The organism is Amycolatopsis pittospori (assembly GCF_013870525.1).
Taxonomy (GTDB): Bacteria; Actinomycetota; Actinomycetes; order Mycobacteriales; family Pseudonocardiaceae; genus Amycolatopsis; species Amycolatopsis pittospori.
In genome coordinates, this window is sequence record NZ_JACBXD010000014.1 from 60,482 (window position 1) to 75,811 (window position 15,330).

A 15,330-nucleotide genomic window follows, 5' to 3' on the forward strand; every position below is an offset into this window, starting at 1 on the left:
AGGCGCTTTGCCCCCGCTTCCGGGATCAGGGCCAGGAACCGGAACGTGGGTAGACCGCCCAGGCGCGTGCCCACGCAGCGGCCCGGCGGCGGTCCAGGACCAGCCGGACGGCCCGGTACAGCAGGACGAGCCCGGCCACGACGGCGAACCAGAGCCAGAGCCCCACGAGTACGGAATCGAACACCGCCGTCGACGCCGTTTTCGGGGCGGCCGTGAGATCACCTCGCGCGTCGGTCCAGATCGGGACCGGCGATCCGGCGGGGCTGCCCGGGGTGGCGAGGACGCCGCCGGTGTGCCGGGCGCCGCGAGAATCGGTCCAGGTCGCCTGGGTGGTCGAATCGTCGGTTCCGACGCTCTCGCTGTCGACGATGCGGATGGGCGCGGCCTGCAGCAGGTACGCGGTGGCCGCCTGACGCCCGGCCGCGTCGGTGGCGGCCTCGGCGACCTGCCTGTCGTGATTGGCCGAGCCGACCGCGGCCGCGACGGGAACGGCGAGCAGAGCGGCGAGGATGGCGAGTTTCAGGACGAGGGCTTCGAAGCGGTCCGAACCGCGGGCCAGCGAGTTGCGGCCGGGGAAGAGCCGTCGCCGGAACCGGGCGATCGGACCGTTGGACCCGTGCACGAGGAACCCCATTCCCTCAAGACCGCGAATACCTCCATGGTCGATTCTCGGTCACCTGGGCGCCGCTGTCGCGGTATGGGGACACAGACCACTCTGTGAACCTGTACACAACGTTTAATTCGTTTTGCACGCCGTCGTTCCCCGGCTACCTTTTCTGCCATGGGGTTCTTCTTCTACCTGTGATTCTCGCCTTCGACGCGGCCCTGGCGTAGAGCTTTCGCTCCGCCGGGCCGCGTCCCTCCGCCGTCCCGATCGCGATCGGCCGTGCCGAGAATCAGGAGGACGCCTCTATGCGTACCCCGCATCGAACCGCCGGAACACAACTCGTGCTCTCCGGTGTCACCAAACGTTTCGACGACCACGTCGTGCTGGACCAGGTCGGTTTCACCGTCAAACCAGGGGAGAAGGCCGGCGTCGTCGGTGACAACGGGTCGGGCAAATCCACCTTGCTGAGGCTCGTCGCCGGACGCGAGGAGGCCGACAACGGGACGGTGACCGTCACCGCGCCCGGCGGCGTGGGTTACCTGCCGCAGACGCTGGAGCTGCCCGGAACCGCCACCGTCGGCGACGCGATCGACCTGGCGCTGGCCGATGTCCGGGACCTGGAATCCCGGATGCGGGCCGCCGAAGCGTCGCTGGAGACGACTGAAGACCTTGCCGAGTACGGCGACCTCGTGACCGCGTACGAAGCCCGCGGCGGCTATGAGGCCGAGGCCAGGGTGGAGATCGCGTTGCACGGACTCGGCCAGCCGGGTCTCGACCGCGATCGTGCGCTCGGCAGCCTGTCCGGCGGGCAGCGGTCACGGCTTGCGTTGGCCGCGACGTTGGCCGCTTCTCCCGAATTGCTGTTGCTGGACGAACCGACCAACGATCTCGACGACGAAGCCGTCGCGTGGCTGGAAAACCATCTCCGCGGGCATCGCGGCAGGCTCGTCGCGATCACGCACGACCGGATGTTCCTCAGCCGCGTCACCACCACGATCCTCGAGGTCGACGCCGATCGCCGGACCGTGCACCGGCACGGCAACGGCTACTCGGGATACCTCGCGGCGAAGGAGGCGGCGCGGGCCCGGTGGGTCCAGGAGTACGAGGAATGGAAACTGGAGAAGGCGCGTCACGAAGCGCTGGCCGACGTCAACATCGACCGGTTCTCGGCGATCCCGCGCAAGGCCCCGGCGGCTTTCAGCGGGGCGGGCGCCTTCCGGGCCCGGTCCCGTTCGCACGGGGCGATGAGCCGGATCCGCTCGGCGCGCGAACGGATCGAGCGGCTCGAAGCCGACCCGGTGCCGCCTCCGCCTCGGCCGCTGCGGTTCACCGCGCGGATCGCCGGCGGGGAGGCGGAGATCGATCGGCACGTGGTGAAGGTGGACGACGTGTCGGTGGCCGGCAGGCTGCTGCCGACCTCGCTCAGCGTGCTGCCCGGGGAACGGGTGCTGGTGACCGGCCCGAACGGTGCCGGCAAGACCACCCTGATGAGGGTGCTCGCCGGTGAACTGGCGCCGTCGACCGGGTCGGCGGAGCGGGCAGGCCGGATCGGTTTCCTGCACCAGGACGGCGGCCTCGCGGGCGATTCACGAACGGTCCTGGCGCTGTTCGCCGGTGACGGTGATGAGGAGGAGTCCGCCGAGAGGTTGCTGTCCCTGGGCCTGTTCCGGGCGGCGGATCTGCGCAAGCCGGTCCGGGAGTTGTCCGTGGGGCAGCGGCGCAGACTGGAATTGGCCAGGCTCGTGACGGCCAGGACCGACCTGTTGCTGCTCGACGAGCCGACCAACCACCTCGCGCCGGATCTGGTGGAGGAGATGGAACAGGCGCTCGCCGAGTATCCCGGCGCGCTCGTCGTCGTCACACACGACAGGCGGATGCGGCGGACGTTCGAGGGCCGGAGGCTGCACCTGGCCCCCGAACCGGTCGCCGTCTGACCCTGTCGCTTGTGGACGGTCACCGCAACGGTGCCAGCGGTCCTTCCACCTTGGCCGGGTTGAGGCAGCTGTTCAGTCCGTCGACGAGTGAACAGAGTCCGGGACCTCGTTTGAGCCGGTAGCCCTGCGGTACGCCACCCGACGTCACCAGATCCTGGTACGCGGGAACGGCGTCCGTGGGGCGCCGGGTCAGCGAGGGATCGGTGAGGGCGTCCACTGTGTACAGTCCGAAACGGGCCCGGTAGCTGCCCCATTCGTAGTTGTCGGTGAGACTCCAGTAGTTGTAGCCGATGAGGTTCATGCCGTCGGCCTTCGCGCGCTGGAGCCAGTAGACGGTGTCGCGTACGTTGTCGCCGCGCGTGTAGTCGGCGTCGCGCACCTTGCCGTTGTCGGTCGCCATGCCGTTCTCGACGACGTAGAGGGGCAGGCGCGGGAACCGGTTGTGGTAGCTGCGCAGCGCGTAGTAGATGCCCTCCGGCTGGAGCTTCACGTCCCAGAACTTGTCGGTGGCGGCGGCGAACACCGTCCAGTTGTCGATGCTCAGGCCGTAGTAGTAATCGATGCCGATGAAGTCGAGTTTGTCCTTGACCTGGTCGAGGAAGAACCAGTCGGCCATCCCGTTGACCCCGGTGATGTAGGCCTGATTGCTGGTGACCTTCGACGTCGGGTCGATCTCGTGGATCAGATCGTAGGCCCGCCGATGCGCCTGGACGACGTTCGACTGCGCGGCGAAGTACCGAGTGGGGTTCAGCGCACCGACCCTCTGCTCGTTCTTGAGGAAGATCAGCGGCTCGTTGAACGTCACCCAGAGGACGTCCTGGCCGGCGTAGCGCTGAACGATCTTCCTGCTGAACTCCAACCACGCGTCGGCCGTCCGCGTCTCGGCCCAACCACCCTGATCGAGTGCCCATCCCGGGTAGACCCAGTGGTTGAGCGTGATCATCGGGGTCATGCCCGCTTCGCGGACCTGCCGGATCACGTCGTCGTAGAAGGCCAGCCCTGTCTCGTCCCACTGACCGGGCGCGGGCTCGACCCGCGCCCACTCGACGCCGAAGCGGTAGGTGTTGACGCCGAGTCCGGCGGCGAGCCGGATGTCGTCGGCGTAACGGTGCCGGAAGTCCACCGAGTCCCGGTACTCGTCGACGCCGTCCTTGCCGGCGGAGCGGTCCACGAACCGCTTCCAGTTGCTGTCGGGCGCACTGCCCTCGGACTGATAGCCGGACGACGCGACGCCCCAGTAGAAGTCCCGGGACCAGTCGTCGTCCTGCGATGCGGACGCGTTCACGGCCGAAAGTGTCGCGCATAGTGAGACGGCGACCGCCAAACCCGTCGCCCGGCGTAACCTTCCCCGATGCTCCGGCCACTTCGTCGATCGTTCACGGCTGCTCGCGTCCCAGGCCATCTTGCGGACGCTAGCTTGAGTGAATGGTGTAAACAAGCGGCCGTCCGGGGACTTCGACGATGACGTTGGGGAGATGATCGACTTGACCGGCAGCCCGGTCCGCCACGCCGTCTACCTGCCGCCCTTCGGTCCGTTCGGCGAGCCGGCGGTACTCGTCGACCTGGCCGTACGCGCCGAGAGGGCGGGCTGGGACGGCTTCTTCCTCTGGGACCACGTCGTCGCGGACACGATGCCCATCGCGGATCCGTGGACCACGCTCGGCGCGATCGCGCACGCCACCAGCGGGCTGCGCTTCGGGCCGATGATCACCCCGCCCGCGCGGCGCCGGCCCTGGGTCGTCGCGCGGCACGCGTCGACGATCAGCAGGCTCTCCGGCGGACGGCTGATCCTCGGCACCGGCCTGGGCTCGGACGAATCCGGCGACTTCAGCCGATTCGGTGAACAGACCGACCTCCTGACCCGGTCGGCGATGTTCGACGAAGGCCTCGACGTCATCCGTGCGATCTGGTCCGGCAGGCGCTTCGACCACGACGGCGAGCACTACCAGGTCGCGCTCGCCGAAGCCCCGCCCGAGCCCTACCCGATCCCGATCTGGGTGGCCAGTTCCACCGACAACCCACGCGTGGTCCGGCGCGCGGCGCTGTGCGACGGGATCTTCCCGAACCCCGAGGATCACACGCCGACCGCCGAGGAGATCGCCGACACCCACCGTGCGCTCGGCCTGGCCGGGCTGGAACCGGGCCGCCCGTTCGACGTCGCCGTCGCCGGGAACGCGAGCCCCGCGTGGGAGGAACCGATCAAGGTCGATCTGCCCGCGCTGGCGCAGGCCGGGATGACGTGGTGGATGGAGTCGCTGATGCACCACGATCCGCTCGAGCTGTCGCAGAAGATCGTGGACGCGGGACCTCCACGATCGTGACTTCGCCCGTCCTTTGTCCATAGTGGACGAATGCTCCTACTTCCGTAGGATTCCGTTGCTCCGAAAGACTTCATCCCCCTTGTGATCACCGGCGGCTTTGGTACCGTCACCGTCGGCGTCCTGCGAACCAGTGACGCCGGGGGAGGGGTTCGATGTCCGACGAGCCGGACGGGGCGAAACTCGACGGCCACCACGCGATGCGCCTGGAAACCGGGGTCGCGCTGATCAACGCCTTGACGGGCGACCACGTCCACGGCAGGGCGAAACCGTCGCTCGCCGGCCATGATCTGGCCCGGGCCGCCGCGGAGGCGCTCGGTGATCAAGCGCCAGGAAACGGCGCGGTCGATCTTCTCGCGGCGCAACGGCTGCGGGATCTCGCGTCGCGGCTGCGCGAGATCATCGAAGCGCTTTCGCGGAGCGAGCACGACAGCGCGGCCGGGCTGCTCAACCGGATGCTCGCCGACAGTCGCGCTCGTCCGTACCTGCATCGTCACGACGATCGGTCGTGGCATCTGCACTTCCACAGTCCCGAGGCCGACCTCGTGCAGCAGTGGGCGGCCGGGCTGGCGGTGTCGGTGGCGGCCGCGTTCGGCGAGCACATCCCGCATCGCGTCGGCTTGTGCGCGGCGCCGCGGTGCGACGAGGTCTACATCGACGCGAGTCAGGCGCAGATCAAGAGGTTCTGCGGACTGACTTGCCAGAACCGGGTGAAAGCCGCCGCTTATCGCGCCCGCGTGCGCCGTTCAGGCCCGTGAGCCAGGTCAGGACGCGCATCAAGGTTGTCACGGCCCCGAGCATGCCCGATGTCCAGGAAACTGTCGGTGGTCAAGCCTTGACCGTCCGTCGAGCCCGTGGGTAATCTCTCCTTTACCTTCCAATAGTAAGGAAAGTTTCCTATTTAACCCCGCCGCCCTGACCGTCGGCGCACCAGAGCCGGTGCCGTCGACGCGAGAGGAGAAGCCGAATGCGTTGGGACAAGATCCGTCTCCGGGTGACGGCCGCTTTGGCCGCCGGACTGCTGGCCCCGATCGCCACCGCGAGCACCTCGACGGCGACCGCGAACGCGGCAGAACCCGCAACGCAGGCAGCCGCAGCGCTGCCGCCGGGCAGTCCGGCGGCGGTCAACGGACAGCTGAAGGTCTGCGGCCTCCAGCTCTGCAATTCCGCCGGTAAACCGATCCAGCTCCGGGGCATGAGCACCCACGGAATCCAGTGGTACAGCCAATGCGTGAAGACCGCTTCGCTCGACGCGCTGGCCAACGACTGGAAGGCCGACGTCCTCCGGATCTCGATGTACATCCAGGAAGGCGGCTACGAGACCAACCCGCGCAAGTTCACCGACATGGTGCACGGGTACATCGAAGAAGCCACCAAACGCGGGATGTACGCACTGGTCGACTGGCATCAGCTCACCCCCGGCGACCCGAACGCGAACCTGAGCCGCGCCAAGACGTTCTTCACCGAGATCGCCCAGCGGCACAAGGACAAGACCAACATCATCTACGACATCGCCAACGAGCCCAACAACGTCAGCTGGGACCGTGTCCGCAGCTACGCGGAGCAGATGATCCCGGTCATCCGCGCCCAGGACTCCGACGGTGTCGTGCTCGTGGGCACTCACGGCTGGGGCTCACTCGGCATCTCCGACGGTCGCGACGAGACCGACGTCATCAACAACCCGGTGCGCGCCACCAACTTCATGTACACGTTCCACTTCTACGCGGCGTCGCACAAAACCGAGTACTTCAACGCGCTGAGCCGGGCCGCGAGCAAGATCCCGCTGTTCGTGACCGAGTTCGGCACCCAGACCGCCAGCGGTGACGGCGGAAACGACTTCACCAACTCCCAGAAGTACCTGGACTTCCTGGCGTCGAAGAAGATCAGCTGGACCAACTGGAACTTCTCCGACGACAGCCGTTCGGGAGCGGTGTTCAAGCCGGGCACCTGCTCGGGCTCCTCGTTCACCGGCACGGGTCCGCTGAAGCCGGCGGGCGTCTGGATCCGGGACCGCATCCGCACAGCGGACAACTTCCCGACCTCCTGATCCCGGCAGCGCGCATGTCATGAAGGGGTCTTTCAGGACGAATTCCGTCCTGAAAGACCCTTCATGACACTTCAGCCGAGGGGTTCGAAGTCGAGCGTGGCGAGCCGGTCCGGGTCGGCGAGGATGTCGATCGCCGCGATCTTCCCGGCCACCACGGTGAAGGCGAAGACCGTCCGCGGCACGCCGTCCTTGGTGAAGACCATCCCGGCCGCGCCGTTGACCAGCGCGGGCCGCGGCACCCCGCCGGCGCCGATCTTCCGGAACGTGAGCGCTTGGCCCGCGACGGCGGCCGCGCCGCGCACGAACCGCGAAGCCCCGGCGGGCAGCGGGCCGCCCTCGGAACGGAGTACGACGTCGGGGTCGAGCACGGAAACCAGCGCGTCGAAATCGCCGCCCCTCGCGGCGGCGAAGAACGCGTCGACGACCTCGCGCTGGCGGGGCAGGTCCGCGTCCGGGACGGTCGGCGTGCCCTGGAGCCTGCGGCGCGCGCGGCTGGCGAGTTGCCGGGTCGCGGCGGACGACCGGCCCACGATCGGCGCGATCTCGTCGAACGGCAGGGCGAACATGTCGTGCAGCACGAAGGCGAGCCGTTCGGCCGGGTCCAGCGTGTCGAGCACGACCAGGAGCGCGAGCCCGACCGAATCCGCCAGCAGGGCCTGGTGTTCCGGGTCGATCCCGTCCTCGCGGCCGATGATCGGGTCGGGCAGTTGCGCGCCTGCCGGATCCTCCTGCCTGGACTTGCGCGAGCGCAGCATGTCCAGGCAGATCCGGCCGACGACGGTGGTCAGCCAGCCGCCGAGATTGTCCACGTCCTCGCTGTCCGACCGGCTGAGCCGTAGCCAGGCCTCCTGCACGGCGTCGTCGGCCTCACTCAGCGAACCGAGCATGCGGTACGCCACGGCGCGCAACTGCGTCCGATGTCCCTCGAAACGCCGTGCCAGCCAGTCGTGTTCGTCCACTGTCCCCATCCTTCTTCACCGTCCGTCGTAACCCTGACGGATGGGAACGCGGAGATGTGACAGCGGGTCGCGCCCTACCGTGTCGAAATCCGGGTCCGCCGTTCGACGCGTACGCAGAACCGACCGAAGGAGCGACCCCATGTCTTCGACCGTGCTGTACATGTCGATGTCCCTCGACGGCTTCATCTCGGGACGCGACGTGAGTCCTGAGCAGGGGCTCGGTGAAGGTGGCGAGCGGCTGCACGACTGGCTGTTCGACGGCGAGGTCGCCGGCGCGAACCTCCTGGTCCGCGACGAATTCATGGCCACGGGGGCGATCCTCGCGGGGAAGGGGACCTTCGAGCCCGCCGGCGGTTGGAACGGCGACCACCATGACGGTGTCCCCATCCACATCCTCAGTAGGCATCCGAAGCCGGAGTGGGCGGCGAACTGGCCCGAGGTGCACTACTCGAACGACGTCGAAAGCGCCGCGCAAGCCGCGAAGGAGGCCGCCGGTGACAAGAACGTCCTGGTCCACGGGGCGAGTACGGCCCAGCGCATGCTCGCCGCCGGGCTGCTCGACGAACTCGAGATCCACCTGATCCCCGTGCTGCTCGGCGAGGGCGTGCGGCTTTTCGAGCACCTCGGTGCCGCCCAGCGCGAACTGGAGCGGGTGCGGGTCCTCGAAGGCGACGCCGGTGTCACGCACCTTCGCTACCGAGTCCTCCGGTAGCCGCCGTCGACCTCCTTCACCGGTTTGTGCGGGAACCGGCGTTCTGCGTAGTCCTTCGCCGGCGAACCCGGCCGCACGTACAACGTCTCCACCTTGTCCTGCAACGGTTTCACCACCGTGCCGAGGAATCCGCGGCGGTCGTCGAGATAGGGTCCGAGCACGTCCTCGCCCGCCGGGCAGACGGCCATGCAGTAGGCGGCCTTGTAGTTCGGTTTGAACGCGAGGCTCTGCCACATCGACACGTTCTCCGAGTCGCTGACCCGGGAGCGGAAATCGGCGGCGTCCTCGCTGTCGGCCACGGTCTGCGCCCAGTCGGTGAACCCGCTCATGAACTCGCGGTAGTTGTGTGTCGAGCAGGCGAGGAAGTCGAACTCGCCGGTCTTGGAGATCGCCCCGATCGGGCAGGCCGCGACGCACAACTTGCACTCCAGGCAGGGGTTGTAGTCGAGGGCCTCGCCGTAGGTGGACACCTCGGCGTCGAGCAGCAACGTCGCCAGGAGCACGAAATTGCCGAACTTCGGATGGATGACGTTGCGGTGCAGGCCCATGGCACCGAGCCCGGCCGCGACGGCGACGGTCTTGTGCGCCACCACCCAGATCCGGCCGGGATAGTTCTCCATCTCCATCGGGAAGGTCGCGGACGGGTTGACCGCGCGATGTCCGGCGTCCTGCAGGCTCCGGACGATCGTGTGCCCGGCTTCGTTGATGATCTCGCCGCTCCGGTGGAACTCCTGGTTGGCCACACTGCGGGCGGGGGAGCGGACGTCGTCGCGGTTCATCCGCACGACCAGCGAGACCAGTGTCCTGGTCCCCGGCAGCGCCCGTTCGACGTGCTCGCGCTCCCCGGCCAGATCCGGATGATCGAGGGAGACCGCGGCCGCGTCGTCGGCGCCCGCGGCTAGGCAGATCTCCCTGAGCCAGGCGGCGTCGATCACCGGCGACGGCTTGTCGCGCGGTCGGGCGAGCACCGCCTGGACCGACGGATGACCGGCGAGTCTCTTGGGGAGCCGGTCGGTCACAGCGCCTCCAGGATGGTCGCGTTGGCCTGGCCGCCGCCTTCGCACATCGCCTGCAGGCCGTAGCGGGCACCGTGGTGGTGCAGGGCGTTGACCAGGGTGCCCATCAGCCGGGTGCCGCTCGCGCCGAGCGGGTGGCCGAGTGCGATCGCGCCGCCGTGGACGTTGACCTTCGCCGGATCGGCCCCGGTCTCCTGCTGCCAGGCGAGCACGACGCTCGCGAACGCCTCGTTGATCTCGAACAGGTCGATGTCCTCCAGTCGCAGACCCGCGCGCCGCAGCACCTTCTCGGTCGCGGGGATGACACCGGTGAGCATGAGCAGCGGGTCGGAGCCGGTGACGGCGAAGCTGTGCAGGCGGGCACGGGGACGGAGGCCGAGCCTGGCCGCCGTTTCGCTGGAGGTGATCAGCACCGCGGAGGCGCCGTCGTTGATCGGGCTGCTGTTGCCCGCGGTCACCGACCAGTCGATCTGCGGGAACCTTTCCGAGATCGCCTGGTCCTGGAACGCCGGGCGCAGTTTGGCCAGCGTTCCGAGGTCGGTGCCGGGACGGACCGATTCGTCGGTGGACACCAGACCGGACGGCGTCTCGATCGGCACGATCTGGCTCGCGAACCGTCCGAGTTCGTGCGCCCGCGCGGCCTTCCGGTGCGACGAGACGGCGAAGTCGTCCATCGCCTCGCGGCTGAGCGACCATTTCGCGGCGATGAGTTCGGCGCTGATCCCCTGCGGTACCAGGCCTTCCGGATAGCGCTCGGCGACGCCGGGGCCGAGGGGATCGGTACCGGGCAGCACGTTCGACCACATCGGGACGCGGCTCATGGACTCGACACCGCAGGCGATGACGACGTCGTACGCGCCGGCCATCACGCCCTGGGCTGCGAAGTGCACGGCCTGCTGGCTGCTTCCGCACTGCCGGTCGACAGTGGTGGCGGGCACGCTTTCCGGCAACCCGGCCGCGAGCGCCGCCCAGCGCGTGACGTTCTGGGCCTGCTCGCCGACCTGGTCGACGGCGCCGCCGATGACGTCGTCGATCAGGGCGGGGTCGAGGCCGTTGCGCCGGACGAGCGAGCGGAGGGTGTGGGCCAGCAACTGGACCGGGTGGATCTCGTGCAGGGAACCGCCGGGCTTGCCCTTGCCGATGGGGGTGCGGACGGCGTCCACGATGACCGCGTCGTGCACGGCTGCCTCCTCGGGTGAGTTGGGATATCCAACTCACTGTGGCATCGAGTGGGTTGGAAATCAAGACTCACTGGCCTTACCCTGGGTCCCATGACCGAAGGACCGAGGGACTGCTCGATCGCCAACGCGATGGAGGTGATCGGGGAGCGCTGGAGCCTGCTCGCGCTGCGCGAGGTGTTCTTCGGGGCGCGCAGGTTCGACCAGATCGTCCGCAACACCGGGGCCAGCCGGGACATCCTGACCGCGCGGCTGCGGAAACTCGTCGAGACCGGCATCCTCGAAAAGCGGCTCTACGAGGAACATCCGCCGCGGTACGAATACGTGCTCACCGAAGCCGGGCACGCGCTCAACCACGTGCTGCTGAACCTCATGGCGTGGGGCGACAAGTACGTCACGGAGGGGCCCGCGCCGACGGTGTGGCGACACTCGTGCGGCGAGGAGCTCGCGCCGGAGACGGTGTGCGCGCACTGCCACGAGCCGGTGCGGGAAAAGGATATGACGCTGGTGCGCAGCACCCGCCGCACGACGTGAGTGGCGATGAGTCCGTGAGTCGGGTATCGGTCGGCCCGGTTTCCTCGCGGGATGGGGATCGTGACCGCGAACCACGTCGAAGGATGTTGTAGCGGTCGTGACGCGGCCCTACGATGCAGCGGTCGGGACCGGGCATGGGGAGTGCCCACCCGGCCGAGGGGTGAACGTGGATTTCCGGGTGTTGGGACCGATCCGGTTGTACACCGGCGGACAGGCCGTCACCATCGGCGAACCGCGCCGGCAGGCGGTGCTGGCGGTGTTGCTGCTGGAGGCGGGCCGCACCGTCGGCGTCGACGTGCTGGTCGACCGGGTCTGGGGTGAATCCCCGCCGAAACAGGTCCGCCGCTCGCTGCAGGCCCACATCACACGGATCCGGCGCGCGCTCGAAGAAGCCGACCCCGGTGGCGCGAGGGTGTCGCGGGATTCCGGTGGTTATCGCCTCGATGTCCCGCCCGGCCAGGTCGATCTGTTCCGCTTCCGCGACACGCTGCGTGAGAGTCCCGCCGACGCCGCCGCGCTGCACGCGGCACTCGGGCTCTGGCAAGGCGAACCGCTGGCGGGTCTGCGCGGCGACTGGGCCGAGCGCACCCGGGAGACGTTGACCCAGGAGCGGGTCGCCGCCGTCGTCGCCTGGGCCGACGCGGCGATCCAGGCGGGCGACGCACCGGCGACGCTGACCCGGCTGACGGAGCTGGCCGACGACCACCCGTTGCAGGAGACTGTCGCGGCGACCTTGATGCGCGCCCTGTACGCGGTAGGGCGCGGGGCGGACGCGCTCGCCCGCTACGAACGGATTCGACGTCTCCTGCGTGACGACCTCGGCGCCGATCCGGGCCGGGAGCTCGCCGGCGTGCACGAGGCGGTGCTGCGCCACGAACTGCCTTCGGGCACCGCGCCGGTCGCGCCGGTTCCGGCCCAGTTGCCCGCACTCGTCTCCGCGTTCACCGGCCGAGCCGACGAACTCGACGCGCTCGACAGACTGGTCGCGGATGCCACCGGGGAACCCGTGGTCGTCTGCCTCACCGGCACCGCCGGGGCAGGGAAGACGGCGACGGCCGTGCACTGGGGCCACCGGCTCCGCGACCGGTTCCCCGACGGCCAGCTGTACCTGGACCTGCGTGGCTACGACCCGGGCGAGCCGATGGCGCCCGTCGAGGCGCTGGGCGCGTTCCTGACCGCGTTGGTGCCGCCGGGGACGGAGATCCCGCTCGGCCTGACCGAACGCGCCGCCCGCTTCCGGACCGAGCTGGCCGCCCGGCGGATGCTGGTCATGCTGGACAACGCGGCCACGGTCGAGCAGGTCCGCCCACTGTTGCCGGGGACGGGCGACTGCGTCGTCGTGGTCACCAGCCGGGACTCGCTCGGTGGGCTCGTCGCCCTGCACGGCGCCCATCGGGTCACTCTCGGCCAGCTACCCGACCCCGACGCCGTCGCGCTGATGCGGCGGCTGGCCGGACCGCGGGTGGACGCGGAACCGGAAGCCGCGGCCGCGCTCGCCGAACGATGCGTGCGGTTACCGCTGACCCTTCGTCTGGCGGCCGAGCTCGCCGTGTCGCGGCCGGCCACCAGGTTGGCGCGTTTGGTCGACGAACTGCGAGCGGCTCAGCACACCCTCGATCTGCTCAGCGGCGGTGCCGACCAGCGGGCCGCCGTGCGCGCTGTGTTCTCGTGGTCGTTGCGAGAGCTGGACGAAGACACCGTCCGCGCTTTCGCCGTCCTCGGCCTCCATCCGGCACCGCGGTTCGACGCGCACGCCTTGGCGGCACTGGCCGGCCGCCCGCTCGAATGGGCCCGGATCCGGCTCGACACCCTCGCGCGGGCGAATCTGATCGAGCCTTCCGGTGCCGACCGATACGGAATGCACGATCTGCTGAAGGCCTACGCGGCGGAATCCGGCGGCGAGGACGACGCGTGCGCCGCGCTCGGCCGCGTCCACCGCTACTACCACGCCACCATCGCCGCGGCGATGGATCGCCTCTATCCCGGCGAGGCCCACCGCCGTCCCGCGGTGACCGGCACGGCGAGTCCGGCGCCGTCCTTCACCGACGCCGACGGCGCGCGCACCTGGCTGGACGAGGAACTTCCCGCCGTCCAGGCCCTGTCCGCGCAGGCGGTGGCCGGCGGATTCCCGGAGCACGCCGTGACGTTGTCCGCGTTGCTGTTCCGCTACCTCGACGGGCATCACGAAGCCATCGCACTGTCGATCCACGGGTACGCCAGGGCCGCCGCGCGTGCCGGGGACGACCGTTCGGCCGAAGCCGACGCGCTCATCGCCCTCGGCGGGTTGCATATGCGGGCGGGACGGCCGGAGCCCGCCGCGGCGGACCTGTGGGCGGCGTTCGCGGCGTACGGCGAGATCGGGAACCCGTTGGGGCAGGCCAGGGTCCTCGGTACGGTCGGCATGCTCGAAGAGTGCGCAGGGAGATACCGGACCTCGTCCGGCTACTACGCGCAGGCACTGACGCTGTTCGACCGGCTCGGCGACGTGATCGGCCGCGCGCACATCCTGACCAGACTCGGCACGATCGAGGCCCGGCTGGGCGTGCCGGAGGCGGAGGATCGGCTGCGGCAGGCGATGGGGCTCCACGGGCAGGCCGGGCATCGGTTCGGCGAGGCCTGGGTGAAGGTCGGTCTCGGGGAACTCGCCGCCGAAGAAGGCAAGTCCGCCGACGCGCACCGGCTTCACGAAGAGGCCGCGGATCTGTTCGCCAGACTCGGGCACCGGGAGAGCGAGGCGTGGGCGATCGACGCTCTCGGCCGGGCCGAAGCGCTGGCGGGCCGTCCCGTCGAAGCCGCCACCCGGCACCGGCGAGCTCTCCATCTGTTCCGCCGTCATGGCACTCGCGACGGCGAGGCGTGGGCGCTCAACGGGCTGGGGGAGGCCTGCCACGCCTGCGGTTACGCCGACGCGGCTCGCGCGAACCACGCCGAGGCGCTGACCGTCGCGACCAGGATCGACTCGCGGGAACAGGCGGCCCGGGCGCATCGTGGACTCGCGCGGGTCGCCGTCGCGGACGCCGACGTCGTGGCCGCACGACGTCATTACGACCAGGCGATCACGATCTACACCGGACTGGGCCTCGCCGCCGCGAGGACGGCGAGGTCCGAACTGGCGTCCTATGTGGACGAACGCCAGTTCCGTTCGATCAGCCGCAACAGTGCCGGATAGACGAACAGGTACCGGAAGGGCTTGATGAACCCCATGTACGCGCGCCCGAACCGCCCGTTCGGACGGACCAGCACCGCCATCTGACCGCGATACCGGCCGGGCCCCTCCTCGATCCACGCCAGGTGCAGGATCCCGTGCATGGTCCGGTTCGCCATCTCCGCGGCGAATTCGTCGTCCAGCCGGTAGATCGGCGTGAACGGCAGCCAGTCCTCGTCCGGGCCGGTGGGTGTGTCGCGGAGGTCCTCGGGCAGCCTGTCCCGGACGGACTCCACACGGGAATCGAGGCCGGAATCCCGTTCGTCCAGCCGGAACAACGCGCCGAGTTTCCACCGCAGCGACCACAGCGCGCGGACGATCAGCGGTGCGCCGTCCGGGAAGTCGCCCGAGGCGAACTGCTTCACCAACTTGGCGAAGTCGTCCGGACCGCCGGGTGTTTCGAGCGCCCAGACGTCTTCGAGGTCGAAGTCCCCGGCGACCTCGTGGATCCGCCACGACTGCCCGGTGTGGGCCGTGTTCGCGAGTTTCATGCCGACACCAGGGCGGTGATCTCGCGCGGGCGGACCTCGCGTTCGTCGTAGGCGACGTCGACGTCGGCCGAACCCAGCGCCTGCATCGAGGCGGCCTGGGCCGCTTCGGATTCCCAGCGCGCGATCGAGACGACGGCGTCGCCGGCGGCGGTCACCCAGCATTCGGCGCCGAGGCAGCCGGGCGTGGACCGCAGGACCCCGGCGACTCGCTGGACCCGCGCGACGAACGCGTCGTGGTGATCGGCGTGCGGGTAGTGCATGGCCACGAATCCAACACTCATTTCGATGTGTCCTCCCAGTGCGTTCCGCCATCTATACGGTAGCGTATA

Annotated in this window: 14 protein-coding genes; 7 read left to right on the forward strand and 7 right to left on the reverse strand. The window is 69.3% G+C overall.

The window, feature by feature from the left end:
* Nucleotides 1–25: 25 nt before the first annotated feature.
* Nucleotides 26–634: an Rv1733c family protein gene (locus H5J31_RS10660; RefSeq protein ID WP_181772340.1), complete on the reverse strand. Its 609-nt coding sequence runs from the start codon at nt 632–634 to the stop codon at nt 26–28.
* A 278-nt stretch (nt 635–912) separates the two neighbouring features.
* On the opposite strand from H5J31_RS10660, the gene abc-f reads away from it, so the two are divergent.
* Nucleotides 913–2,541, forward strand: coding sequence for a ribosomal protection-like ABC-F family protein (abc-f, locus tag H5J31_RS10665; RefSeq protein WP_181772341.1), 1,629 nt, complete (start codon nt 913–915; stop codon nt 2,539–2,541).
* 19 nt (nt 2,542–2,560) lie between these two features.
* On the opposite strand, the gene H5J31_RS10670 is transcribed toward abc-f, so the two are convergent.
* On the reverse strand, nt 2,561–3,826 hold the full coding sequence (locus tag H5J31_RS10670; protein WP_181772342.1) for a glycoside hydrolase family 1 protein: 1,266 nt from the start codon (nt 3,824–3,826) through the stop codon (nt 2,561–2,563).
* Between the two features lie 190 nt (nt 3,827–4,016).
* Here H5J31_RS10670 and H5J31_RS10675 point away from each other — a divergent pair, with 190 nt between their 5' ends.
* The 3 genes from H5J31_RS10675 to H5J31_RS10685 all read left to right on the forward strand — a co-directional run bounded on the left by H5J31_RS10675 (nt 4,017) and on the right by H5J31_RS10685 (nt 6,906).
* On the forward strand, nt 4,017–4,862 hold the full coding sequence (locus H5J31_RS10675) for an LLM class flavin-dependent oxidoreductase (RefSeq protein ID WP_181772343.1): 846 nt from the start codon (nt 4,017–4,019) through the stop codon (nt 4,860–4,862).
* A 152-nt stretch (nt 4,863–5,014) separates the two neighbouring features.
* Nucleotides 5,015–5,617, forward strand: a complete 603-nt coding sequence (locus H5J31_RS10680; RefSeq protein ID WP_181772344.1) for a CGNR zinc finger domain-containing protein — start codon at nt 5,015–5,017, stop codon at nt 5,615–5,617.
* Between the two features lie 209 nt (nt 5,618–5,826).
* Nucleotides 5,827–6,906: a glycoside hydrolase family 5 protein gene (locus tag H5J31_RS10685; RefSeq protein WP_181772345.1), complete on the forward strand. Its 1,080-nt coding sequence runs from the start codon at nt 5,827–5,829 to the stop codon at nt 6,904–6,906.
* A gap of 71 nt (nt 6,907–6,977) precedes the next feature.
* On the opposite strand, the gene sigJ is transcribed toward H5J31_RS10685, so the two are convergent.
* Entirely contained in the window at nt 6,978–7,865 is an 888-nt protein-coding gene (gene sigJ / locus H5J31_RS10690; RefSeq protein WP_181772406.1) for an RNA polymerase sigma factor SigJ, read from the reverse strand.
* A gap of 139 nt (nt 7,866–8,004) precedes the next feature.
* Between sigJ and H5J31_RS10695 the strand changes: the two genes are divergently transcribed.
* Nucleotides 8,005–8,577, forward strand: coding sequence for a dihydrofolate reductase family protein (locus tag H5J31_RS10695; protein ID WP_181772346.1), 573 nt, complete (start codon nt 8,005–8,007; stop codon nt 8,575–8,577).
* Here the strand turns inward: H5J31_RS10695 and H5J31_RS39835 are convergent.
* On the reverse strand, nt 8,559–9,596 hold the full coding sequence (locus H5J31_RS39835; RefSeq protein WP_181772347.1) for a (4Fe-4S)-binding protein: 1,038 nt from the start codon (nt 9,594–9,596) through the stop codon (nt 8,559–8,561). The genes H5J31_RS10695 and H5J31_RS39835 overlap by 19 nt on opposite strands.
* Nucleotides 9,593–10,774, reverse strand: a complete 1,182-nt coding sequence (locus tag H5J31_RS10705; protein ID WP_181772348.1) for a thiolase family protein — start codon at nt 10,772–10,774, stop codon at nt 9,593–9,595. The genes H5J31_RS39835 and H5J31_RS10705 overlap by 4 nt, the downstream gene beginning before the upstream one ends.
* A 90-nt stretch (nt 10,775–10,864) precedes the next feature.
* On the opposite strand from H5J31_RS10705, the gene H5J31_RS10710 reads away from it, so the two are divergent.
* Together H5J31_RS10710 and H5J31_RS10715 are read left to right on the forward strand one after the other, a co-directional pair.
* Nucleotides 10,865–11,305: a winged helix-turn-helix transcriptional regulator gene (locus tag H5J31_RS10710; protein ID WP_181772349.1), complete on the forward strand. Its 441-nt coding sequence runs from the start codon at nt 10,865–10,867 to the stop codon at nt 11,303–11,305.
* A 166-nt stretch (nt 11,306–11,471) separates the two neighbouring features.
* On the forward strand, nt 11,472–14,474 hold the full coding sequence (locus H5J31_RS10715) for an AfsR/SARP family transcriptional regulator (RefSeq protein ID WP_181772350.1): 3,003 nt from the start codon (nt 11,472–11,474) through the stop codon (nt 14,472–14,474).
* Here the strand turns inward: H5J31_RS10715 and H5J31_RS10720 are convergent.
* Nucleotides 14,423–15,001 (reverse strand): DUF2867 domain-containing protein, encoded by a 579-nt coding sequence (locus tag H5J31_RS10720; RefSeq protein ID WP_181772351.1) that lies wholly within the window; start codon nt 14,999–15,001, stop codon nt 14,423–14,425. The genes H5J31_RS10715 and H5J31_RS10720 overlap by 52 nt on opposite strands.
* Nucleotides 14,998–15,282 (reverse strand): antibiotic biosynthesis monooxygenase, encoded by a 285-nt coding sequence (locus H5J31_RS10725; RefSeq protein ID WP_181772352.1) that lies wholly within the window; start codon nt 15,280–15,282, stop codon nt 14,998–15,000. Before H5J31_RS10725 ends, H5J31_RS10720 begins: the two co-directional genes overlap by 4 nt.
* Between the last annotated feature and the right edge of the window lie 48 nt (nt 15,283–15,330).